General features: G+C 74.4%; 23 protein-coding genes. 10 read left to right on the forward strand and 13 right to left on the reverse strand.

Going from position 1 to position 21,550, the window contains the following annotated elements; translation table 11 throughout:
* Positions 1-120: 120 nt before the first annotated feature.
* From ACFQ6N_RS03725 to ACFQ6N_RS03735, 3 genes are all read right to left on the reverse strand, one after another.
* Positions 121-1,119: a 3,4-dihydroxyphenylacetate 2,3-dioxygenase gene (locus tag ACFQ6N_RS03725; RefSeq protein ID WP_380646630.1), complete on the reverse strand. Its 999-nt coding sequence runs from the start codon at positions 1,117-1,119 to the stop codon at positions 121-123.
* Positions 1,112-2,572: an aldehyde dehydrogenase gene (locus ACFQ6N_RS03730; protein WP_380646632.1), complete on the reverse strand. Its 1,461-nt coding sequence runs from the start codon at positions 2,570-2,572 to the stop codon at positions 1,112-1,114. The genes ACFQ6N_RS03725 and ACFQ6N_RS03730 overlap by 8 nt, the downstream gene beginning before the upstream one ends.
* Positions 2,573-2,734: 162 nt before the next feature.
* Positions 2,735-3,532, reverse strand: a complete 798-nt coding sequence (locus ACFQ6N_RS03735; RefSeq protein ID WP_380646872.1) for an acetoacetate decarboxylase family protein — start codon at positions 3,530-3,532, stop codon at positions 2,735-2,737.
* A 215-nt stretch (positions 3,533-3,747) separates the two neighbouring features.
* On the opposite strand from ACFQ6N_RS03735, the gene ACFQ6N_RS03740 reads away from it, so the two are divergent.
* Positions 3,748-5,103 (forward strand): glutamine synthetase family protein, encoded by a 1,356-nt coding sequence (locus tag ACFQ6N_RS03740; protein WP_380646633.1) that lies wholly within the window; start codon positions 3,748-3,750, stop codon positions 5,101-5,103.
* A gap of 52 nt (positions 5,104-5,155) precedes the next feature.
* On the opposite strand, the gene ACFQ6N_RS03745 is transcribed toward ACFQ6N_RS03740, so the two are convergent.
* The 3 genes from ACFQ6N_RS03745 to ACFQ6N_RS03755 all read right to left on the reverse strand — a co-directional run bounded on the left by ACFQ6N_RS03745 (position 5,156) and on the right by ACFQ6N_RS03755 (position 8,619).
* Positions 5,156-6,868 (reverse strand): amidohydrolase, encoded by a 1,713-nt coding sequence (locus ACFQ6N_RS03745; protein WP_380646634.1) that lies wholly within the window; start codon positions 6,866-6,868, stop codon positions 5,156-5,158.
* A 122-nt stretch (positions 6,869-6,990) separates the two neighbouring features.
* Entirely contained in the window at positions 6,991-7,962 is a 972-nt protein-coding gene (locus ACFQ6N_RS03750) for an aldo/keto reductase (protein ID WP_380646635.1), read from the reverse strand.
* A 93-nt stretch (positions 7,963-8,055) separates the two neighbouring features.
* Positions 8,056-8,619 carry a zinc-binding dehydrogenase gene (locus ACFQ6N_RS03755; RefSeq protein WP_380646874.1) on the reverse strand — a complete coding sequence of 188 codons (564 nt, stop codon included), beginning with the start codon at positions 8,617-8,619 and terminating at the stop codon, positions 8,056-8,058.
* Between the two features lie 573 nt (positions 8,620-9,192).
* Between ACFQ6N_RS03755 and ACFQ6N_RS03760 the strand changes: the two genes are divergently transcribed.
* Positions 9,193-9,960, forward strand: a complete 768-nt coding sequence (locus ACFQ6N_RS03760) for a 2OG-Fe(II) oxygenase (RefSeq protein ID WP_380646636.1) — start codon at positions 9,193-9,195, stop codon at positions 9,958-9,960.
* Between the two features lie 813 nt (positions 9,961-10,773).
* Complete coding sequence (locus tag ACFQ6N_RS03765) at positions 10,774-10,980, forward strand: cold-shock protein (protein WP_380646875.1); 207 nt, start codon at positions 10,774-10,776, stop codon at positions 10,978-10,980.
* Between the two features lie 36 nt (positions 10,981-11,016).
* Here the strand turns inward: ACFQ6N_RS03765 and ACFQ6N_RS03770 are convergent, their stop codons facing one another.
* Positions 11,017-12,051 (reverse strand): hypothetical protein, encoded by a 1,035-nt coding sequence (locus ACFQ6N_RS03770; protein ID WP_380646637.1) that lies wholly within the window; start codon positions 12,049-12,051, stop codon positions 11,017-11,019.
* A 277-nt stretch (positions 12,052-12,328) separates the two neighbouring features.
* Between ACFQ6N_RS03770 and ACFQ6N_RS03775 the strand changes: the two genes are divergently transcribed.
* Positions 12,329-12,910, forward strand: coding sequence for a hypothetical protein (locus ACFQ6N_RS03775; protein WP_380646638.1), 582 nt, complete (start codon positions 12,329-12,331; stop codon positions 12,908-12,910).
* Here ACFQ6N_RS03775 and ACFQ6N_RS03780 read toward each other — a convergent pair.
* Positions 12,882-13,634, reverse strand: a complete 753-nt coding sequence (locus tag ACFQ6N_RS03780; RefSeq protein WP_380646639.1) for an SDR family NAD(P)-dependent oxidoreductase — start codon at positions 13,632-13,634, stop codon at positions 12,882-12,884. The two genes, ACFQ6N_RS03775 and ACFQ6N_RS03780, sit on opposite strands and share 29 nt — an antisense overlap.
* A gap of 94 nt (positions 13,635-13,728) precedes the next feature.
* On the opposite strand from ACFQ6N_RS03780, the gene ACFQ6N_RS03785 reads away from it, so the two are divergent.
* Entirely contained in the window at positions 13,729-14,136 is a 408-nt protein-coding gene (locus ACFQ6N_RS03785; RefSeq protein WP_380646640.1) for a winged helix-turn-helix transcriptional regulator, read from the forward strand.
* A 43-nt stretch (positions 14,137-14,179) separates the two neighbouring features.
* Here ACFQ6N_RS03785 and tgmC read toward each other — a convergent pair whose 3' ends face one another.
* Complete coding sequence (gene tgmC, locus ACFQ6N_RS03790; protein WP_380646641.1) at positions 14,180-15,295, reverse strand: ATP-grasp peptide maturase system methyltransferase; 1,116 nt, start codon at positions 15,293-15,295, stop codon at positions 14,180-14,182.
* Positions 15,292-15,552: a hypothetical protein gene (locus tag ACFQ6N_RS03795; RefSeq protein ID WP_380646642.1), complete on the reverse strand. Its 261-nt coding sequence runs from the start codon at positions 15,550-15,552 to the stop codon at positions 15,292-15,294. The genes tgmC and ACFQ6N_RS03795 overlap by 4 nt, the downstream gene beginning before the upstream one ends.
* Positions 15,553-15,699: 147 nt before the next feature.
* Here ACFQ6N_RS03795 and ACFQ6N_RS03800 point away from each other — a divergent pair, with 147 nt between their 5' ends.
* The gene (locus ACFQ6N_RS03800; protein WP_380646643.1) at positions 15,700-16,437 is read left to right on the forward strand and encodes a VOC family protein; all 738 of its coding nucleotides are present in this window, start codon (positions 15,700-15,702) and stop codon (positions 16,435-16,437) included.
* Between the two features lie 48 nt (positions 16,438-16,485).
* Here the strand turns inward: ACFQ6N_RS03800 and ACFQ6N_RS03805 are convergent, their stop codons facing one another.
* A complete protein-coding gene (locus ACFQ6N_RS03805) occupies positions 16,486-17,337 on the reverse strand; it encodes a LysR family transcriptional regulator (RefSeq protein ID WP_380646644.1) in 852 nt (283 codons plus the stop codon).
* 81 nt (positions 17,338-17,418) lie between these two features.
* On the opposite strand from ACFQ6N_RS03805, the gene ACFQ6N_RS03810 reads away from it, so the two are divergent.
* The 4 genes from ACFQ6N_RS03810 (at position 17,419) to ACFQ6N_RS03825 (ending at position 19,715) form a co-directional block, all read left to right on the forward strand.
* Entirely contained in the window at positions 17,419-17,937 is a 519-nt protein-coding gene (locus ACFQ6N_RS03810) for a cupin domain-containing protein (protein ID WP_380646646.1), read from the forward strand.
* A gap of 58 nt (positions 17,938-17,995) precedes the next feature.
* Positions 17,996-18,355: a DoxX family protein gene (locus ACFQ6N_RS03815; protein WP_380646647.1), complete on the forward strand. Its 360-nt coding sequence runs from the start codon at positions 17,996-17,998 to the stop codon at positions 18,353-18,355.
* A gap of 132 nt (positions 18,356-18,487) precedes the next feature.
* Positions 18,488-19,216: an NAD(P)H-binding protein gene (locus ACFQ6N_RS03820; RefSeq protein ID WP_380646648.1), complete on the forward strand. Its 729-nt coding sequence runs from the start codon at positions 18,488-18,490 to the stop codon at positions 19,214-19,216.
* A 331-nt stretch (positions 19,217-19,547) separates the two neighbouring features.
* Positions 19,548-19,715: a hydrophobic protein gene (locus ACFQ6N_RS03825; RefSeq protein WP_380646649.1), complete on the forward strand. Its 168-nt coding sequence runs from the start codon at positions 19,548-19,550 to the stop codon at positions 19,713-19,715.
* Between the two features lie 66 nt (positions 19,716-19,781).
* Here ACFQ6N_RS03825 and ACFQ6N_RS03830 read toward each other — a convergent pair whose 3' ends face one another.
* Together ACFQ6N_RS03830 and ACFQ6N_RS03835 are read right to left on the reverse strand one after the other, a co-directional pair.
* The gene (locus ACFQ6N_RS03830) at positions 19,782-20,072 is read right to left on the reverse strand and encodes a helix-turn-helix transcriptional regulator (RefSeq protein WP_380646650.1); all 291 of its coding nucleotides are present in this window, start codon (positions 20,070-20,072) and stop codon (positions 19,782-19,784) included.
* 9 nt (positions 20,073-20,081) lie between these two features.
* Positions 20,082-21,107, reverse strand: coding sequence for a SigB/SigF/SigG family RNA polymerase sigma factor (locus ACFQ6N_RS03835; RefSeq protein ID WP_380646651.1), 1,026 nt, complete (start codon positions 21,105-21,107; stop codon positions 20,082-20,084).
* Positions 21,108-21,550 lie beyond the last annotated feature (443 nt).

Consider the following 21,550-nt stretch of genomic DNA (forward strand, 5'->3'; position numbering starts at 1 on the left):
GTCGACGTGCTCTGGGCGATGCTGCGTGACAAGAGGCTCTTCACCTCCGCCCCGCCGGACACGCAGACGGCTTGACACGATCATTGAGATTCTCCAGACGGTGGGGTGGGGGCGGGTGCGTCAGCCGGCGTGCGGGTCGACGTGGAGGTGCGGGTCGACGTGGTGGTGCGGATCGTGCCGCCCGGCCGGACGCGGGGCTGCGGGGCGCGGGACGGCGCGGGGGGCCGGGCGCGGGGCGGTCCAGCCGCCGGCCGGGCGGTCGAACCAGAGCAGGGCCTGTCCGGTGCCCACCGAGTTCTCGTACTCGCCGTACTGGCGGCCGGCCGCGGTGCAGGCGATCTCGCCGAGGGCGCCGGCCATCATCAGGTAGTGGCCGAACCGGGCTTCGGGCTTGAAGCGCCGGAACTCCGGCATGGTGTCGAGGACCAGGTCGTGGCGGCCCTCCCGGAACCAGGCGATCCGCTGTTCGTCGGCGGCCCGGGCCTCCTGGGTGAAGATGTGGACGGGGTCGCCGGCCTCGTGGTCGCGCAGTTCGCGCAGCGGCCAGAAGGTGTGCGAGAGCGCGCCGGAGGCGATCAGCAGGACCCGCCGGCCGGGGGTGTCGGCGATGCCGTCGGCGAGCGCGCGGCCGAGCCGCAGGTGGTCCTCCTGGTCGCCGGTCTGGCAGACGCCGACGGACACCCAGCGCTTGCCGGGCAGGCCCCGGCCGAGGTGGGTCCACAGGTTGAGGGTGGCGTAGTGGACGGGCAGGCAGGGGTCGTCGATCGGAGTGATCCAGGTGCCGTGCCGGTCGGCGAACTTGGCGATGTTGTGGGCGAGTTCGGGGTCGCCGGGGTAGTCGTAGGGCATCTGCCGCATGCCGCGCGGCAGTTCGTCGGAGGTGAACAGCCCGGAGCGGCGGTGCTGGGCGGCGATCACGAACTCGACGGTGGTGGCCCAGTGCGAGTCGAGCACCACCACGGTGTCGTAGTCGTCCCGCTCGAAGACCTCGCGGCGCAGCCGGCGCAGCCCGGTGACCAGGGTGAAGTCCTCACCCCCGTTGAGTTCGCGGCGGGTGGCCTCGGGCAGCACGACGGTCGGGACGTGGGCGAGCAGTCCGGCGCCGGTGATCTCACCCATGGTCGTGCCACCCCTTCGGCGCGGTGACGGTGTTCTTGACGTCGCAGTAGAAGTCGAAGCTCCAGGTGCCGCCCTCGCGTCCGACGCCGGACTGCCGGGAGCCGCCGAACGGGGCCCGCAGGTCGCGGACGAAGAAGCAGTTCACCCAGACCGTGCCGGCGCTCAGCCGCCCGGTGACCCGCTCGGCGCGCTCCGGGTCGCCGGTGGCGAGGGTGGCGGCCAGGCCGAACCGGGTGCCGTTGGCGAGGGCGACGGCCTCGTCCTCGGTGGTGAAGGTCTGGAGGGTGAGGACCGGTCCGAAGACCTCCTCCTGGACGATCTCCGAGTCCTGGGCGACGCCGGTGAGCAGGGTCGGCGCGTAGTACTGCCCGTCCCCGCGGTGGCCGCCGAGCACGGCGGTGGCCCCGGCGTCGAGGGCGCGCCGCACGAAGCCGTCGATCTTCTCCAGCTGCCGTTCGTGGATGGTCGGTCCGATGTCGGTGGCCTCCTCCCGGGGGTCGCCCTGGACGAGGGCGGCGGCGCGCTCGGCGAAGCGGCGGGTGAACTCCTCGGCGACGGAGGACTCGACCAGCAGCCGGGTGGCGGCCAGGCAGACCTGCCCGGCGTTGTCGTACTGCCCGACGGCGAGGTCCACGGCCAGGTCGAGGTCGGCGTCGGCGAACACCAGCAGCGGGGACTTGCCGCCGAGTTCCAGGCTGAGCGGGGTGAGCCGGTCGGCGGCGGCCGCGGCGATCCGGCGGGCGGTGGGCACCGAGCCGGTGAAGCTGATCCGGCGCACGTCCGGGTGGGCGACCAGGGCGCTGCCGGCCTCCGCGCCGAGGCCCTGCACGACGTTGAGCACCCCGGGCGGCAGCCCGGCGTCGGCGGCGATGTCGGCCAGCAGGGAGGCGGTCAGCGGCGACCACTCGGCGGGCTTGAGGACGACGGTGTTGCCGGCGGCCAGGGCCGGGGCGAGCTTCCAGCTGGCCAGCATCAGCGGGGCGTTCCAGGGGGTGATCAGCACGCAGGGGCCGGCCGGGTCCCAGCTGACCCGGTTGCGGTGGCCCCGGGTGTCGAAGTCGGGGTGGCCGAGGGTGCGCAGCCAGTCCGCGAAGAAGCGGAAGTTGTGCGCGACCCGGGGCATCACGCCGCGCCGGTGCGAGCGCAGCAGGGCGCCGTTGTCGGCGGTCTCGACGGCGGCCAGCTCCTCCAGGCGCGCCTCGACGCCGTCGGCGATCGCGTGCAGCAGGTCGGCGCGGTCGGTGCGCGGGGTGGCGGCCCAGGCGGGGAACGCGGCGGTGGCGGCGGCCACCGCCGCGTCGGCCTCGGCCTGCCCGCCCCGGGCGATCTCGGCCAGCGCCCGCCCGTCGATCGGCGAGTGGTCGGTGAAGGTGGCGGCGGAGGCGACGCGTCGGCCGCCGATCCAGTGCCGGGTGTCGACCGGGACCCCGGCGACGGTGCTGTGGTCGGGCATGGCGCTCTCCAAGTCGGTGGCGTGCGGTGGCCTGCGGTGGCGGGTGACGGCGTGACGGCGTGACGGCGTGCGGTGGCGTGACGGCGGGTGACGGCGGGCGGTGGCGGGTACCGGCGTGCGGTGGCATGCGCCGGCGAGTAGGCGGGTAGTGGCGGGCCGGGCCTACGGGGCCGTGGTCCCGGAGGCGAGCAGCCGGCCGCCGTCCCAGGTGACGCCGAGCTGCCGGTAGTAGGCGGCGATCGGTTCGCGGATCTCCAGCCGGGCGAGTTCCTCGGTGGGGGCTTCGAAGAGCTCCAGGTCGGCGTCGCCGCGCCAGGCCTGTCCGGCCTCGGACCAGGAGGCGCCGGACTCGACCAGTTCGTCCAGGGCGAGTCCGCCGTCCTTCTCGATGGACGGGAGCAGGCGGTGGTGGGCCATCGGGTGGCCGTTGACGAAGCCGTTGGTCCCGGACGGTTCGCGCAGGGTGACGACGGCCTGGGCGAGCCGGCGGTCGGCGGCGGCGAGGGTCGCGCCGAAGACCGCGCCCGCCTCGATCCGGGGCGCGGGGCCGTAGGGGTGGGGGCGGGTCTGGTGGATCGAGCCGAGCTTCTTGGGGTAGCCCTGGTGGAGTCCGCGGGCGAGGGCGAAGTCCTTGTCCACCCAGATGTAGACGCAGCGGGAGTAGGTCCGTCCCTGGTAGGCGCAGCGGACGACCGCGAACGCCTCCTTGTACTGGGAGCGCACCGGGTCGAGCAGTTCCTCGCCGGTGGTGGCGCAGGACTGCCAGTCGGCCCAGATCAGTGCCACGGCTCCGGGGTCCTCGGGGGCGAGGTCCAGGGGGGCCGGGAGCAGTTCGCGGACCCGGGCGGGGTCGGTGCGGTACTCGACGGTGAGCAGGTCGCCCGAGTAGTGCCAGGGCGGTGCCGGGATCAGCGAGGACGCGCCGGTCGCCGTCCGGGGGTGGAACCAGCCGCGCGGCATGGCCACGGTGCCTCCTTGGTGCGGGGTGCTCGGGGGTCGGGCGGGTGCGGCCCGGTGATGTCATTTGACTTCAAACAAGTTAGGGCCGACCCGCCGGGCGGTCAACACCCCACTTCAGAAAGGGGGATTGTGCGCCGATCCCTTGCGTGAGGGCCGCGCGTTGCCTAACGTTTGAAATCAAACGAAAAGGCTCCCCCACCCGCCGAGGAGACCCGGTGAGCGCTCAGCCCCCTCCGGACGTCCAGCAGCACGCCGACCGACTCGCCGCCCAGGGCGTCGACGTGGTCCGCGTCGTCTTCCCCGACCTGACCGGCGCCGACCGGGCCCGTGACGTCCTGCTCGACCACCTGCCGACCGCCGCCGGCCACGGCCTCGCCTTCTGCCGGGCCGTCTACCACACCACCCCCCACGGCGGCGTGGTCCCGATGGCCGGCGGGCTCGACGACGGACTGCCCGACGTCCTGGTCCGCGCCGACCTCGCCACCGCCGTCCCGCTGCCCTGGGAACCCGGCGTCGCCTGGTGCCTGGCCGACGTCACCGACCCGGCCACCGGGGCGCCCGCCCCCGAGTCCCCGCGCGACCTGCTGCGCGGCGTCCTGGCGCACTGCGCCGAACAGGGCCTGCACCCGGTCGTCGGACCGGAACTGGAGTACTTCCTGTGCGAGCCCGACCCCGCCCGGCCCGGCGCCTGGCTGCGCTACGCCGAGGCGCCCGGCAACGTCTACACGGCCGGGCTGCGCGGCGACCCCGACCGCCACCTGCTGCGCACCATGCGGCAGTTGCGCGACCTCGGGCTCGGCGTCAGCGCCGGCAACCACGAGTTCTCCAGCGGGCAGTTCGAGATCAACCTGACCCACTCCCCCGCCCTGGACGCCGCCGACCGGGCCTTCCTCTTCAAGGCCGCCGTCAAGGAACTCGCCCGCGCCGAGGGGAAGTCGGCCACCTTCATGGCCAAGCCCTTCAACGACGAGGGCGGCTCCGGCTTCCACCTGCACCTGTCCGCCGAAGGGCCCGACGGGCGCAACGTCTTCGACGACCCCGCCGGACCGTACGGACTGTCCGCCACCGCCCGGCACGCCGTCGCGGGCATCCTGGCGCACGCCCCCGCGCTGGCCGCCCTGGCCAACCCCACCGTCAACTCCTACAAGCGGTTCGGCCCGGACACCCTCGCCCCGTGGCTGATCGACTGGGGCCTGGACAACCGCAGCGCCATGCTCCGCATCCCCCCGGAGCGCGGCCCCGGCGCCCGCATGGAGCTGCGCCTCGGCGACGCCGGCGCCAACCCCTACCTGCTGGTCGCCGGCACCCTCGCCGCCGCCCTGCTCGGCATCCGCGCGGCCCAGGAGCCGCCCGCCCCGCTGGAGGGCTACGGCTACGACCCCGGCAAGGCCCCCGTGCTGCCGACCGGCCTCGGCGCCGCCCTGGACGCCCTGGAGGCCGACGAGGCGCTCACCGGGCTGCTCGGCAAGGAGTTCACCGCCGCCTTCCTCGGCTACAAGCGCGACGAGCTCGCCCGGTTCCACCGGCACGTCACGGACTGGGAGTCGGCCGAGTACGCCTACCTGCTGTGAGCGGCCGGGCCGCCGCCGTGACGGGCCGCCGGTGCGGCGGCACGACGGGCCGTCAGGCCGCACCGTGCACGATCCGGCCGTCGAAGACCGTGAGGTCCACCGGGACGGCCGGCAGGTCGTGCGGCGAGGTCGCGGTCAGCCGGCCGCCCAGCACGCACAGGTCCGCGACCTTGCCGACCTCCACGCTGCCCTTCCAGTCGCCCGCGAAGTCCTGGTGGGCCGGTTCGGCGGTGTAGGCCCGCAGCGCGGTGCGCAGGTCCACCCGCTCCGCCGGGCCGCTGGGGCGCCCGCTCGCCTTGGACTCGCGCAGCAGCATCGAGGCGACGCCCTGGCGCCAGTCCGGTTCGGTGATCGGGGCGTCCGAGCTGGCGCACAGCCGCACCCCGGCGTCCAGCGCGGAACGGGCCGGCCACATCCGGGCCGACCGGTCGGGGCCGACCACCCGGTCCATCAGATCGGAGATCGTCCACTTGATCGCCGGGTTCATGTTGACGCCCCAGCCGTGCGCGGCGAGGGTGGCCAGCGCCCCGGGCGTCGCGAAGTCGCCGTGGATCAGGTAGTGCCGGGCGTCGGGCCGCGGGTGCGCCCGGTGGGCGGCGGCCAGCGCGTCGGTGACCGCGTCGATCGCGGCGTCGCCGGTGACGTGGACGCCGATCTGGTGGCCCGCCCGGTGCGCGGCCAGCACCATCGCGGCCAGTTCCGCCGCCTGCGGGCCCGGCCCCGAGCCGTGCACGCACAGGCCGCCGTGCCCGCCGCCCGGGTACTCGTGGTGCATCCACGCCGTCCGGTTGGGCGGGACACCGTCGGCGAACAGCTTCACCCCGAGCACCGCGAGCCGGCGCGGGTCGGCATGCTCGGCGATCTCCCGCGCCAGGTCCGCGAGTTCGGCCAGTCCCGCCTCGACGTCGGCCGCCCCGCCGCCCATCGGGGCGGGCAGCAGCAGCACGCTCACCCGGGCGTCCAGCGCGCCCTCCCGGGCGAGCGCCAGGTAGCTGGGCAGTGCGGCCGTGCCGAGCGCGCCCGCCATGATGCCCTCGCCGCCGGGCCCGAGGCCCGGCTCGGTGTAACTGGTGATGCCGAGCGCGTGCAGCGCGCGGACCGCCTCGGTGATGGCGGCCCGGCGGCGGCGCTCGTCCGGGCGCGGGACGCGGCCCTGCACGGCGCGCTGCGCCGCCTCCCGCAGGATGCCGGTGGGCAGGCCCGTGGCGTCGGTGTCGATGGTGCCGCCGGGCGGGGCGGTGGAGCCCCGGCCGATCCCGGCGGCGCGCAGGGCCGCCGAGTTGACCCAGGCCATGTGGTCGGAGAAGTCGGTGAGGCAGACCGGGTGATCAGGCGCGGCGGCGTCCAGGTCGGCGCGGTCGGGCAGCGTGCGGCTGCCGTCGAGGCACTCGGCCAGGTAGCCGACGTCCCAGCCCCGGCCGACGATCCACTCCCCCGGCTCGGCGCGCTCGGCCGCGGCCCGGACGGCGGCGGCGATGTCCGCGATCGAGCGCACCGCCGGGTGCCCGACGTCCAGTCCCAGCGGCGGCCGGTTCGACCCCCAGCCGTAGGCGTGCAGGTGGGAGTCGTTGATGCCGGGGAGCACGGTGCGCCCGCGCAGGTCGACGGTGCGGGTGCCGGGCCCGGCGTGGGCCCGGATCCGCGCGCTGCTGCCGACGGCGGTGATGGTGCCGCCGGTGACGGCGACGGCCTCGGCGGTGGTGGACGCGGCGTCGACGGTGAGCACCTCGCCGTCCACGAGGATCAGGTCAGCGGGCCGGGACAACGGGCCTCCTTGGTGGGAACGAGCGGGCGTACGAGCGAGCGAGCGGGCGAGCGGGTGTCGGGCGAGGGGGATCCGCGCGGGCGCGCCGGCGCGCCGGCCCGGCGCGGCGGCCGGACCGCCGGTCACGGGCCTTCGGGGTCGACCACGCCCCGGTCGGCCCACAGGGGTTCGACGAGTTCCCGCAGCCGCTCCGGGCCGACCCGGTCGAGGAGCTCCGACGCGGCCGCGTTGTCGAGCAGTTGGGACATCCGGGTCGCGCCGACGAGCACCGTGGCGGTGGCCGGGTGGCTGAGCGCGAAGGCGATGCACAGCCGGGCCGCGGTGGTGCCCAGTTCGGCGGCGAGGACGCCCAGCGGGCCGGCGGCGTCGACGATCCGCTCCCGGATGCCGCCCGGGTCGCGGCCGATCTCGCGCTGCGGGCGCAGCTTGCCCGCCAGGATGCCGCCCTCCAGGACGTCGGAGGCCTGCATGGCGAGGCCCTCGGCGAACAGGGCGACGAACGGCTCCCCGTCGGGGATGGCGCGGCGGCACGGGCTGTACTTCAGCTGGGCGAGCTGGGGGCCGGGCGACCCGGCGGCGCGGGCGTGCCCGGCGACGGTGCGGATCGCGGTCGCGGACCAGTTGTTGACGCCCCAGCAGCCGATCAGCCCCTCGGCCTCCAGCGCGGCGAGCTCCCGCGCGAGGGCCTCCAGGTCGAGGCCGGGGCGGCGGATGTCGCCGAGCACGGCGACGTCCGCGTGGTCGACGCCGGCCCGCAGCAGGGCGTGGGTGAGCTGGTCGCGCAGCGACAGCTCCGGCCAGGGCTCCAGCCACAGCTTGGCGGACAGCAGGTAGTCGGCCCGGCGCAGGCCCGCCGCGCGGACGATCGCGGAGAACAGCACGTCGGTGAAGACCGGCGGCTGCCCGGGGATGCCGTACACGGCGACGTCGTACAGGTTCACCCCGAGGTCAGCGGCCCGGCGGACCAGGGCGACGGCGTCGGCGAAGTCCATCCGGTCCCAGGTGTGCCAGGAGCCGAGGGACAGGACGGAGGCCTCGGGGCCGGCCGTGCCGAGGCGGCGGCGGGGAACGACGGGCAGGGCGGAGTCGGACATCGGTCTCCTCGGAAGGGCTGGACAGGGGGCGGGCACCCGGCACCGGGGGTGGGACACAGGGAGCCCCGGTGCCGGGCGGTCTGGGGCGACCGGTCAGGGCAGCCAGGGGTGGACGACGGCCTTGGTCTGTTCCAGGCGGGCCATCGAGGCGAGGGCGTCGCTCGCCCCGGAGAGGCCGACCGGCTCGCCGAACATGGCGTCCCAGTCGAAGCGGTCGGCGAAGGCGGTGAGGAAGCCGATCGAGCGGTGGTAGTCGCCGATGTCGCCGTTGAGGGAGCCGAGGACGGTGAGCTCCTTGCCCATGACGGTGCCGAGCGGCAGCGGGTCGGCGGCCGGGCCGGTGGAGCCGACGACGACGAAGCGTCCGCCCCAGGCGGCGAGGTCGACGGCCTCGGCGCCGACGCCGGGGGCGCCGGCCAGGTCGAGGACGAGGTCGGCGCCGCGCCCGCCGGTGGCGGCGAGGACGGCGTCGCGGCGCTCGGCGGCGGTGCCGTCCAGGCCGAGCACCAGGTCGGCGCCGTAGCCGCGGGCGAGTTCGAGCCGGGCGGCGGGCGCGCCGATCACGGTGACCGGGCCGGCGCCGGACGCCTTGGCGAGGGCGGTGGCGACCAGGCCGAGCGCGCCCGGTGACGGTGCGGGCGGCAGGCGTCCTGACAGGGCGCGGAACGGGGACGCCGGTCACGGCGAGGAAAGGCGAGGGGACGCAGGTGGCTGCCGCGAAGAGCGAGGCGGGCGGGGGGGTCCAAGGGCGGGGGCCACCGCGTCGAGGTCTACACCTCCGACTACTACACCGGCGACCCCGACCACGAGACCTTCCGGTGGAACGTCAACGACGACCGCCGCCGCGACTTCTGGGGCAACGCCGTCATCGAGTCCTGGTACAAGGAGGCCGTCCCCGTCCTCGACCTCGACGGCCTCCCCGTTCCCGTCAGCGACTCCGCCGCCCTCGACGAGTCCGCCGTCCGGGTCGGCGCCGACGGGCTGGGCATCATCCCCGCGCCTGCGCCCGCCCCTGCCGCCGTCCCCGCCGCCGAGCGCTGACGGGGCGGCCCGCGCCCGACGCCCGACGAGGCTCCCCGGCCGACCGCCGCGGGAGCCTCCGGCGTCGCCGCGTCCGAATACCGCCAGCCGAGCGGGCCCGGACGTCGCAAGGTGGTCATCCGGGGGGGCAGCACGGACAGGCCCCTTCGAACAGGGCACCCGACCGACGACGGCAGCGAGGAAGCACCCATGGCCGACACCACCCCGACCGCGGCCGCCCGCAGCGCCGTCGTCCGACGTTCCGCCGCACCGACGGCCGCCGACCGGCTCGACGGCACCGACTGGGCAGCCCTGGCCGACGAACTCGACGCGCACGGCCACGCCCTCACCGGCCCCCTCCTCACCCCCGCCGAGTGCCGGGCGGTCACCGCCCTCTACGACGATCCCGACCGCTTCCGCACGACCGTCGACATGGCCCGCCACCGCTTCGGCTCCGGCCAGTACCGCTACTTCACACACGAACTCCCCACCCTGGTACGGGAGCTGCGAGAAGCGTGCTACCCCCGGCTGCTGCCCGTCGCCCGCGCCTGGGCCGCGAAGCTCCGGGCCCCGGCGCCGTGGCCCGACGACCTGGACGAGTGGCTGGAGATGTGCCGGGCCGCGGGACAGAGCCGGTCCGCGCAGATCCTGCTGCGCTACGGCCCCGGCGACTGGAACGCCCTGCACCGCGACCTGTTCGGCGACCTGGTCTTCCCCCTCCAGGTCGTCATCGGCCTCGACGTGCCCGGCACCGACTTCACCGGCGGCGAGTTCCTGATGACCGAGCAGCGCCCCCGCGCGCAGTCACGCGGCTCGTCCACCACCCTCCCGCAGGGCCACGGCCTGGTCTTCACCACCCGCGAGCGGCCCGTGGCCGGCAGGCGGGGCTGGTCGGCCGCGCCGATGCGGCACGGCGTGAGCACCGTCCGCTCCGGCCGCCGGCACGCCCTCGGCCTGGTCTTCCACGACGCCTCGTGAGCGGCGGCGTCCCCGCACCGGCCCACCGTCGCAAAGGGCCGGAGTGCCCATTCGCCCCGCCGGACATGCGTCGCCGGTTCCCGGTTGTGACGATGGCCCCACGATCGGGCCTACGGAACGGATACGGGAATGGCTGCCTCGGATTGCACGACCCGGCGTACGGCACGTCGGCACCCCGCACGTCGGCGTACGGCACGTCGGCGTCCACTGGTGCGGCGCGCGGCGGTGCCTCTCGGGGCGGTCGCCTTGGTCGTGGCCCTGGCCGGTCCCGCTTTCGCGGCCGAACCGGCGAGTGACGGGGTGGAGATCGCCGGCGCGAGCACGTCCGGCAGCGTCCTGTCCTGGGCCGGCAGCTACTCCTGCGAGGAATCGATGCTGGTCGCGTCCGTCACGGTCACCGTCACGGACACCGCCGGCGGCTCCGGATCGGAGATCGTCCCGGTGACCTGCCTGGGCGGTCCCACCGGCCGGCCGGTCAGCGGCCGGGTCGACAACGGGCTCCTGGGCTCGGGCGGCGACTGGGGCGAGGACGTCACGGTGACCGTCACCCTGAACGGCGCGTTCGGCACCTCCCTGGGCTACGACCGGATCATGCTGCTCGACAACCAGGTGGGCGAGGTGACCCTCGACAGCGCGACCCCGGACCAGAGCGGGACCCTGGCGGTCACCGGCGGGTTCACCTGCCCGGCCGCCGGCACCGGCACCATCACCGCCGACGAGAGCGCCCCGTTCCGGGGCCCCGTCCTGGCAACCGGCACGCTGCCCCTCAGCTGCTCCGCGCCCGGGGCCCAGGCGACCTTCACCTTCCCCGCCGTGAGCGCCGCCTCCACGCCCGGGCCACGGGGCCGGGCCGTGGGCACGGTGAAGTGGTTCAACTCCGAGAAGGGCTTCGGCTTCATCACCCCGGACGACTCGACCGCCGACGTCTTCGTCCACTTCAGCAGCGTCGCGGGAGGGGGCCAGGGCACTCCGGAGGCCGAGCAGCGGGTGACCTTCGAGCGGGCCGCCGCCACCGGCTGACCGCGACGACGGCGCTCGAACGGCCGCCGGGCGGGGTCACGCACCGTCGAGCGGCAGGAGGTCGGGGTAGACGTCCTGCCAGCGGTAGCGGCGGCAGTGCAGGTGCCAGTAGGCGTAGCCGGTCATGTACCGCTCCAGGTACGGGCGTTGCTCCTCGGTGGCGAGGCCCGTGATCCGGCGGTAGGCGGCCAGGCCGCCGTCGAGGGTGCGGCGGTAGGCGGTGAGGTAGGGGACGTCCTCGCGCACCGCCTGCCGGTACACCCGGCTGACGGCGAAGTCCGCGCCGTGCACGGCCTCCTTGTAGCAGGACAGCACGTCGTTGACGTCGTTGAGGAACGCGACGCACGAGCTCATCGCCGCCGCCCAGAACGCCCGGTCGCGGTGGGCGGCCAGGCAGGGGTCGGCGAACTGCAGGGTGGCGAACCAGAATTGGGAGAACCCGTTGAAGACGCGGACGTAGTCGCTGTCCACCCCGTCGGACGCCTCCGGATCGAACTCCGCCTCCATGAGCACACCCGTGAGCGCGTTGTGGAAGAAGGACTTGAAGACGGCGAGGAAGGTCGGCTCGCAGAACGGCGCGATCTCGTGGAACATGTGCCGGATGTAACGGGTGTTCGGCGAGGCCGGAAGCGCCTCGGGCAGCAGGCCGTCACGCAGCATGGCCGCCGCCTCGCCCGGATCGTGGCAGCACACGTCGTCGGCGTTGGTGGAGAACACCCAGATGCGGTCGACGGCGAGGGCCAGTGCGTCGTCGGCGATCGGCACCATCAGGGCGCGCATCTGCGTGATGTTGCGGACCGTGGCAGCCGGGAGGTCGACGCCGAAGGCCGCCAGTTCGACGGTGAGCAGGTCGGCATCGGCGGCGGCCCGGGCGAGGTCGGCGGGCGGCGCGGCGAAGGAGTCGGTGCGGGCGATCATCTGCTCGACCAGGCCGGAGGCCAGGACGCTCGCGATCATCGCCCGGTGGCGCGGATCGGGGATCGCGTCCAGGCCGCGCCGCGCGGTGTGGCGCAGGGTGTCGACGCCGGGCGGTCGGGGGTGCCGGAGCAAGGGGCGGCCGGTCAGGTCCACAAGCTGTCCTCGCTGTTCGTCAAAGGCCCTGGGGCCGGCGGGCGAGCCCGCCCTCCCCGGATCCCGGGCGACGGTCCCGGTAGTCCGTCCCGCGACTACCCACCCACCGCATTCGAACAAACCGGGACGCCCACACCCGGCGCGGCGTCCGAATAGCGCCAGCCGAGCGGGCCCGGAAGCCGCAGGGTGGTCAGTGGGAGCGGCACGCACAGGACCCCTCCCGACAGGACGACCGACCGGGGACGCTCCCCGGAGCGACGGCAGCGAGGAAGCACCCATGGCCGACACCACCCCGACCGCCGTCGCACCGACGGCCGCCCGACCCGACGCCCGACCCGACGCGCTGCCCGCGCCACGGCCGCACACCGCCGCCGAACTCGCCACCGTCCTGGCCCTGTTGACCGCCTCCGAGCCCCCGACCGCCACGGTGGCGATCGGCCACGGCCGCGACGACGCCTCCCGCGCCGCCGCCCGCGCGTTCGCCGGGGCATGGCAGGCGCGCGGCGGCACGGTCCTCTCGCAGGTGGACTGGCCGGAGCACGCGGCCTCCTGGCTGCGCCCCGCACGCCGGCTGACCGCCCAGACCCCCGACGCCTGGGTGATCGCGGCCGACGTCCTCGGCTTCGCCCTCCTCGCCCGCCGCCTCCACCGCTCCACCGCCTTCGACCCGGCCCGCACCATCGCATTCGCCTCCCTCGCCGACCCCCGCCTCCCCGCCCTGGCCGGCCCCGGCGTCCTCGACGGCCTACGCGGCGCAGGAACGGACGGCACCACCTGGGCCGTACACGCCGACCGGCTCACCAGGACCCCGCGACAGGACAGCCGGGTCGTCAGCGCATGCCGCCGGAGGCGAGGATGACGTCCCCGGTGATCCAGCGCGCGTCGTCGGAGGCCAGGAAGACCGCCAGCGGGCCGTAGTCGTCCGGGGTGCCCGTGCGGCCCAGCGGGGTGCCGGCGATCGCCTGTGCTTCCTGGGCCGAGCCGGGGAATCCCATGGCCCTGGTGCCCTCGGTGTCCGACGGTCCGGGCATGATCGCGTTGACCCGGATGCCGCGCGGGCCCAGTTCCTTGGCCGCCACGATGGTGAACGCGTTGACGGCACTCTTGGAGGCGACATAGAGCGAGGCGTACGGCGGGTGGGTGAGCGTGCCAGCCGTCGAGACGTTGACGATCGAGGCGGCGCCGATGTCGTCCTGTGCGGCCAGGGCCTGCGTCGTGAGGATCGTGCCCAGCAGGTTCGTGGTCATCTCGCGCTGGAACTCCTCCTCAGTGATGTCCGACAGCGGCGCGAAGGCGGCGACGGCCGCGTTGTTGACGAGCACGTCGACCGGCCGCCCGTACTCCTCGCGGGCGCGATCGAACAGCCGGCGCACGTCGTCGCCGCGGGCCACGTCCGCCCGGACCGCGACCGCCCGGCCGCCCTCGGCGGTGATGCCCGCGACGACCCGTTCGGCGCCCTTCGCGTCCTCCCGGTAGTTCACGACGACGGCCGCGCCGGTCCCGGCCAGCGCCTTGGCGATCCCCGCGCCGAGGCCCTTCGACGCGCCCGTGACGATCGCCGTACGTGCGTTGCTGCTGATCACAGTGACTCCTCGAAACGTTGGTGCCTGCGGAAGTCACCGTAGGAAAGCCGGTTACTGTCAGGAAGTACCTACTTTTTTGTAAGCTCATGACGTGATGGAAACTCACCAGGTCGCGACGGCCGCCCGACTCCTGGCCCACGACACCTTCGACAACAAGTGCGCGCTCAGGCCGATCATGGACCAGACGACAAGCCGCTGGGCGACACTGATCATCTCGGCCCTCGTCGCCGGCCCGCACCGCTTCGCCCAGCTGCACCAACGAGTCGGTGGCATCAGCCAGAAGATGCTGTCGCAGAACCTCAAGGCACTGGCCCGGGCCGGACTCGTCGACCGCCATGTCGCGCCCACCATCCCGCCCCAGGTCACCTACACCCTGACGGACCTCGGTGTCGGCCTGGCCGGGCCGCTGACCGAACTCATCCAGTGGTTCGGCCGGCACGGAGACGAACTCCTCGCCGCCCAGGAGCACTACGACAGCCGGCAGGAGCCACCGAGCGCCTAGCCGCAGGCTCCCCCGGCGGTGGCGCTCGGATGGGGGATGGGGATCAGTCCCACTCGATCCGCCGGCCCTCGGCGCCGACGACCATCCGCAGCCGCTCGCCCGTGGGCTCACCCGCGGCGCGCCACCGGGTGATCAGCTCGGCCACGGAGTCCCAGAGCCGGACCGGCCCGCCCTGCCGGACCAGCCAGCGGCCCCCGTCCTCGAACACCACGGCCCATGAGCCGCCGTCCACGTCCACCAGCACGTGCTCGGTACGCCCGTTCCGGGGCATGGCGAAGTACTGCGCCGTGGGCGCGGCGAACTGCGCCACGAACCGGGCCGCCCACCCGTCGAGCACGTCAGCGCCGATGCCCGCCGGCCGGGCCTCGCCCCGGTCGAGCGCGGGCAGCATGCCGAGCGGCGGGGGCATGTGCGGGCGGGCGAGCATGAACGACACACCACCGCCGAGCACCGGGCCGGCGGCCGTGCCGTCCTCGGCCACCGTGAGCCGCACCAGCTCGGAAGCGTTCATCCAGCCGCCCACGGTCACCAGGATCTCGCCGCCCGGCCGGGTCTGCGCGATCCACTCGGCGGGCACGGTCCGGACCCCGCACGTGGCGATGATCCGGTCGTACGGCGCCCCCTTGGGGTGACCGGCGAGCCCGTCACCGGTCACCAGCTCGGGCCGGTAGCCGAGTCCGCCGAGCGCCACGGACGCCCGAGCCGACACGTCCGCGTCCACCTCGATCGACGTCACCCGGTCGTCCCCGAGGACATGCGTCAGCAGAGCAGTCGAGTAGCCGGTGCCGGTACCCACCTCCAGTACGGACATGCCGGACCGCACCCGCAGGTCCTCGAGCATCCGGACCACCAGGCCGGGCAGCGTCGAGGACGACGTGGGCACCTGCGCCAACCGGCCCTCGACCTGTCGGGGCACCACACTGCCGGCGAGCTGCGTCACCAACGTGTCGTCCTCGTACACGCGGCCGATCAACTCGGGCGACCTCTCCAGCGACACGGGCCGATACCACCCGTCGCCGTCGTACTCGAACCAGCCGTCCCGCAGGAACGCCTCACGCGGGACGGCCAGCACCGCCGCTTCCCACTCGTCGGCCAGGATCACCCCGGCCTGCTTGAGCTGCGCGGCCAGCACCGCCCGCAGCCCCTCGGACTCGTTCACTCGGTCACTCCGTTCTCCAGAAGATCGGCGATGGCGGACGTGATCGGCAGGCTCGCCGCGTGCTCCAGCCACGCCCATTGACCGTTCGGGTTGCACTCCAGGAACCACCATTCACCCCCGGGGGCCACGGCGAAGTCGAATGCCCCGAAGCACAGCCCGAACTCATCGAGGAACCCCAGCAGCGCGGCCCGGACCGGCTCGGGGCAGTCCACGGGTTCGTACGTCAGGTTCCGGTACTCACTGCGCCAGTCGAGCACCCCCGCAGGGGCGGTGATCAGCGCGCAGAACAGGTCTACGAGGGAATGCGCCTTCAGATAGCGCCTCCGGTCGAGTGACTGCGAGAACGCGAGGAGGCCCCCGGCCCCGGCCTCCGTCTGCCGGGGGCGGCTTCTAGGATCTGGGCCATGACAACACGACTTGTGCAGATCAACATGAAGGCCCGGGACGACTCCGCGCTCGGGCGGTTCTGGGCGGAGGCGCTCGGGTGGGGGGTGGACAGCGAGGGGCCCGGTGTGACCAACCTCGAACCCGTGGGCTTCGACTACCCCGACCCTGCGGCCGTCTGCATCGACCTCGTCGCCCGCCCGGAGCCCAAGACGGTGAAGAACCGGGTGCACCTCGATCTGGCGACCACCTCGGCCGCCCACCAGGCGGAGTTGGTGGCGCGGTTGAAGGACCTCGGCGCGACGCTCGCCGACGTGGGGCAGGGCGACGTCCCCTGGACGGTGATGGCCGACCCGGAGGGCAACGAGTTCTGCGTGCTGGACCCCCGGCCGGTCTACGGGGACACCGGGCCGATCGCCGCCGTGGTGGTCGACTGCGCCGATCCCCGGGAGATGGCCCGGTTCTGGGGCGGGGCGATGGACTGGACGGTGCACGAGGTCGCCGACGACCACGCGACCATGCGATCCGCCCAAGGCGTCGGGCCGTACCTGGAGTTCCTCCGCAATCCCGACGCCAAGGTCGGGTGGAACCGCGTCCACCTCGACGTCAGGCCCTACCGCGGTGACGACCCGGCTGCGGAGGAGGCCCGGCTGCGCGCCCTGGGCGCCACCGACCCCGGTGTCGACCAGTCCACGATCTCCTGGACGATCCTGGCCGACCCGGAGGGCAACGAGTTCTGCCTGCTCTCCCCCAGCTGACCGGACGACGGGTTCCGGTACCAGGGCGCCTGGTGCCGGCGCCCGTGGTCAGTGCCGGTACGCGGCTGTCGCGATCTCGACGAAGGACCGGATCAACGGGTTGGTGTCGCCCTCGTTCCACACCGCCACCACGCGGCTCGGCGCCATGTCGGTCAGCGGCACCACGGCCAACTCCGCGGGCAGGTCGTGCCCGAGCGGGGCCAGGCCGACCGTGCCGTTCCACAGCACGGCCTGGAGGCATTCCTGGACGGCGCGCACCACCGGGCCCTCGCGCGGCCGGCCGCCGTTCCAGTAGGACTGCCAGACGGGGTCGGTGCCCTGCGGGAACTGGAACCAGCGGCGGTCGCCGAGTTCGGCCAGCCGCAGCCGGTCGCGGCGGGCCAGCGGATCGTCGGCGCGCAGCACGACGCCGACCGGGTCGGTCCGCAGCGCCCGCACCGTCAGGGCGGTCTCGTCGAACGGCGCCCGGGTCAGGGCGACGTCGACCAGTCCGGCGCGCAGCCCGCAGGTCGGGTCGGTCAGGTCGGTGTCGCGGATGCGGATGTCGATGCCGGGGTGGCGCCGGCGGTAGGCGGCGGCCAGCCGGGACACCCCCGGGTCGGTGCCGTCGCCCAGGATGCCGACGGTGATGGTCGCGACGCCGGCCGCCGTGCTCACGCGCTCCCGGACGCGGTCGGCGTGGTCGAGCAGGGACCGTGCCTCGTCGAGCAGCACCGTGCCCACGGGGGTCAGTGTGACGCCGGTCGGCGAGCGGGCGAACAGCGGGGCCCCGACGTCGGCTTCCAGCTGCTTGACCGCCCGGCTCAGCGGCGGCTGGGTCATGTGCAGTCGGGTGGCGGCCCGGCCGAAGTGGAGTTCCTCGGCGACGGCCACGAAATAGCGCAGGGTCCGTAGCTCCACGCTGCCACGATACCCGCACGGTATCGGCGCCGTGGGACAGGTCTTGGACAGCCGCGGGACCCCGGCGGTGCACTTGGGGGCATGACCGAAGAAGCGAAGACCAGCGAGTCGCAGGCCGCCCCCGCCGTGTCGGTGGTGGGGCCCGGCGAGGGCGAGACGATCGTTCTGGGCACCACCCGGATGCGCGTCCTGGAGGACGGCAGCCGCACCGGGCACCGCCTCGCGATCGCCGAGTCCGTCCTCGCCCCGCACACCCAGGGGCCGCCGCAGCACCGCCACGCCCGACACGACGAGGGCTTCTACGTCCTCTCCGGCACCGTGCGGTTCACCGTCGGGGACGAGGACCACGACGCCACCACGGGCACGTTCGTGATGGTCCCGCCCGGCACCCCGCACACCTTCGCCAACCCGACCGACCGGCCCGCCGTCATGCTCAGCACCTTCACGCCGGACCTGTACGTGCAGTACTTCCGGGACCTCCAGGAGGTGCTCGCCGACGGCCGGCCGCTGACGCCCCAGGTCAACGCCGACGCGATGATCCGCTACGCGACCGAGCCCGCCGACGGACCGGCTGCCGAGCCGGCTGCCGACCTCGCCTGAAGACGTCAACGGGTCCCCGGGAACCGGTGGCCCATGAACGGGAACCTGAACAGGAGCCATGAACACCGCCTACTGGATCGTCGCGGGACTGCTCGCGCTCTTCTACCTCTACGCGGGCACGCTGAAAGTGGTCCGCGACCGCGACCGGCTGCGACCGATGATGGCCTGGGTCGACCGCGTGCCCCTGCCCGCCGTCAGGGTGCTGGGGACGGTCGAGGTACTGGGCGCGGCCGGCCTGGTCCTGCCGCCGCTGACGGGCATCGCGCCCTCGCTGGCGACGGCCGCCGCCATCGGCCTCGTCGTCCTGCAAGCCGGTGCGATCGCCGTCCACCTGACGGGCGATGACCGCCGGATCGGCCTCAACGCCGGGCTCATCACCATGGCGGCCGTGGCCGGCTGGCTGGCCACCCGGCTCTGAACCCGACGAACGCGGCGGGCCCGACGGACCGCACCGCCCGCACTACCCGCACCGTCCGCACTGGGCAGACGTCCGGCTCGGGCGGTGCGGCGCTGCCCGGCGGGCGGGCGCCCAGCCCCTATCGTGTCCGGCATGTCGGTAGTCATCGCGGGCGGCCGCGGCAGGGTCGCGCTTCTGACGTCACGTCTCCTGGCGGCCCGGGGGGTGCGCGTGTCCGGGATCGTCCGGCGCCCCGAACAGGCCGCCACCGTACGGGCCGCCGGCGCCGTACCGGCCGTCGCGGACCTCGCGTCGGCCGGCGCCGAACAGCTCGCGCGGCTGCTCACCGGCGCGCGGGCGGTGCTCTTCGCGGCCGGCGCGGGCCGCGGCGACGCCCCCGGGCAGGCGAATCCGGTCGACCACGACGCGGCGCTCACCCTCGCGGAGGCGGCCCGGCTCGCCGGGGTGCGCCGCTTCGTGATGCTCTCCGCGATGGGCGCGGACCCGGCCATCGACTACCCGTCCGACCCGCTGGTGGAGACCTTCCTCCGGGCCAAGGGCCGGGCCGACGAGGACCTGCTGTCCCGCGCGGCCCTGGACTGCACCGTGGTCCGCCCGGCCTGGTTCCGGGACGGGCCCGGCACCGGCCTGGTACACCTCGCCGAGCGCACGGGCCCGGGCGAGATCGACCGGACGGACGTCGCCGCCGTCCTCGCGGACCTGGTCACCGCGCGCGCCTCCGCTCCACGCGTCCTCGAACTCATCTCCGGGCCCACCCCCGTCCACGAGGCCGTCGCCCGGGTCACCCCGCGCCCCACGGCGGACGGGGAGACGGGAACACCGGTGGGAGCGCCCCGGGGAGAGCACACCCCGGCACGGTAGGGCGAGGAGCGGGCAGGGCAGCCGCCCGGGCCGGGGGCTGGGGCACGGCAGCGGGTCAGGGTGGGTGCGGGCTGATCGTCCGCACGGCCCGGTGGAGCCCGGGGAGGCCTGGTACGGCCCCTCCGTACGCCCGCGGGTGCGGGCACGTGCGGGCGGCTACCCCGTCGCCCGGCGGGTAGTCCCCGAACCGTCCCCGAACCCGTCCCGGTCCCGTTCACCGCAGCCGCCCGGGGCGGGGCCGTCGACCGGGGCGTACGGCCGTGCATGGACCGGGACCGGATGGGCACACGCGGGGTTCGAACGTTCCGTTCCGCACGAAAGGCCGATTCCGATGCTTCTCCTCGTCCTCGTCCTCCTGCTCGCGCTCATCCTCGGCGGCGCCGGGTTCGCCATCCACATCCTGTGGTGGATCGCGCTCGCCGTCCTGGTGGTGTGGGTCCTCGGCTTCGTCTTCACCGGGAGCGGGGGCGGCAGCCGCCGCCGGTGGTACCGGTGGTGACGAACGCCCGCACCCGGCCCCGGATCCGACGGTGACCGGTCACGACCCGTCCCAAGCCTCGGTCCGTCAGCGCAGCAGGACGGCCAGCAGCTCCGCCAGGGTCGGGCCCGCGTCGGCGGGGTGGCGGAGCTGCTTGCCCGCGATCACCTGGTAGTGGTTGGCACGGCCCCGGCGTTCGTGGGTGAGGTATCCGGCCTGTTCGAGGTCGACGATGATCCGCTGCACGGCCCGCTCGGTGAGCAGGCACCGGGTGGCGATGTCGCGCACCCTGATGCCCGGGTCCCTGGCGATCTGCACCAGTACCCGAGCGTGGTTGGTCAGGAAGGTCCACCCCGAGCCTGCCGGCCGGTCGTTCATGGGCTCAGCCTACGACCGGCCCCGCGCCCTCGCGGCCCCGCACTCTCGCGGCCCCCTGCCCTCGCGGCCCCGCGCCTTCCCGGGACCGGCCCCGAACGCCCCGGGACCGGCCCGGCGGCCGCAGCCGGCCGCGCGATCCTCCTGCCACCCGGGGGCGTCCCTGTCGTCCAGCTGCTCGCGCAGCCGGGCCAGGGTGGCCGTGAGCAGCCGGGAGACGTGCATCTGGGAGACGCCGACCCGTTCGGCGATCTGGGACTGCGTCCAGCCGTCCCAGAAGCGGAGCTTCAGCACGGTCTGCTCCCGGCGCGGCAGCCGGGCGAGCAGCGGGCGTACGGCGGTGCGGAAGTCGGCGAGTTCGATGCCGGGGTCGCGGCCGCCGAGGCGGTCCAGCAGTGCGCCGCCGCTCTCGTCGGTGTCCTGGTCGCGCAGCGCGTCCAGCGAGTTCGGACGGTACACCCGGCCGGCGACCAGTCCCTCGATCGCCTCCTCCAGGGTGAGGTGCAGGTCCTCGGCGATCTCCTCGGGCCGGGGGAGGCGGCCGAGCCGCTGCTCCAGCCGGTCGGAGCCCCGGGCGACGTTCAGGTACAGCTCCTGCATGCCGCGCGGGACCCGCACCGGCCAGGAGGTGTCCCGGAAGAAGCGCTTGATCTCGCCGGTGATGGTGGGGATGGCGTACGTCAGGAACTCGACGCCGCGGTACGGGTCGTAGCCGTCGACGGCCTTGATCAGGCCGACCGTGCCGACCTGGACGATGTCGTCCATGTCCTCGGCCCGGTGCCGGAACCGGGCCGCGATGAAGCGGACCAGCGGCATGTTGAGTTCGATGATCGTGCCGCGCACGTAGCTGTAGGCGTGCGTCTCGCGGGCGAGCCCGGCCAGGCGCTCGAACAGCGCGTCGCTGAGCTCGCGGGCCTCCGGCTTCCCCATCGTGCGCAGTTCGGCCGGGGTCGGCCTCGGCGGCAGGTCGGGTGGACCGCACGGCGGCTTCCCGGCCTCCGTGCGGACGTGCTGAACGGTCTCCAGCGGAGTGGACACGTGAATCTCCTGGGCATCGGGGTGAGCGCCCGGCGCCACGGCGGGCTCGTCGTGCCCGCGCGGCGGGGCTTCTTCCCCCAGGACCTGTGCCCGGCTTCGGCAAGCGAAGGTCCCGGTGGCACCCCCGGTGTGGGGTGCGGGAACGGGCCGGATGGTGCGCCCGGCCACTGCACGGGTGTTCTACCCGACATACGACGCCGAATTCACGTATTGGGTGGTTTGTTCGGTTTTGTTCGGGTAAACGCGTGCGGGCGACGACTTGGCACACGAGAGGAGGCGCGGCTATGCCCCGAGGATCCAGCCCCAAACGCGAACGCCAGTACGAAAACATCAGGGAGGGCGTGCTCGACCGGAGCGGGAGCGAGGAACGGGCGAAGGAGATCGCCGCCCGGGCGGGCCTGCGGTGTCCGCCCGGACGGGCCTGCGGCGTCGGCCCGGACGGG

It is taken from the genome of Kitasatospora sp. NPDC056446 (assembly GCF_042796115.1).
In the GTDB taxonomy this organism is placed as follows: domain Bacteria; phylum Actinomycetota; class Actinomycetes; order Streptomycetales; family Streptomycetaceae; genus Kitasatospora.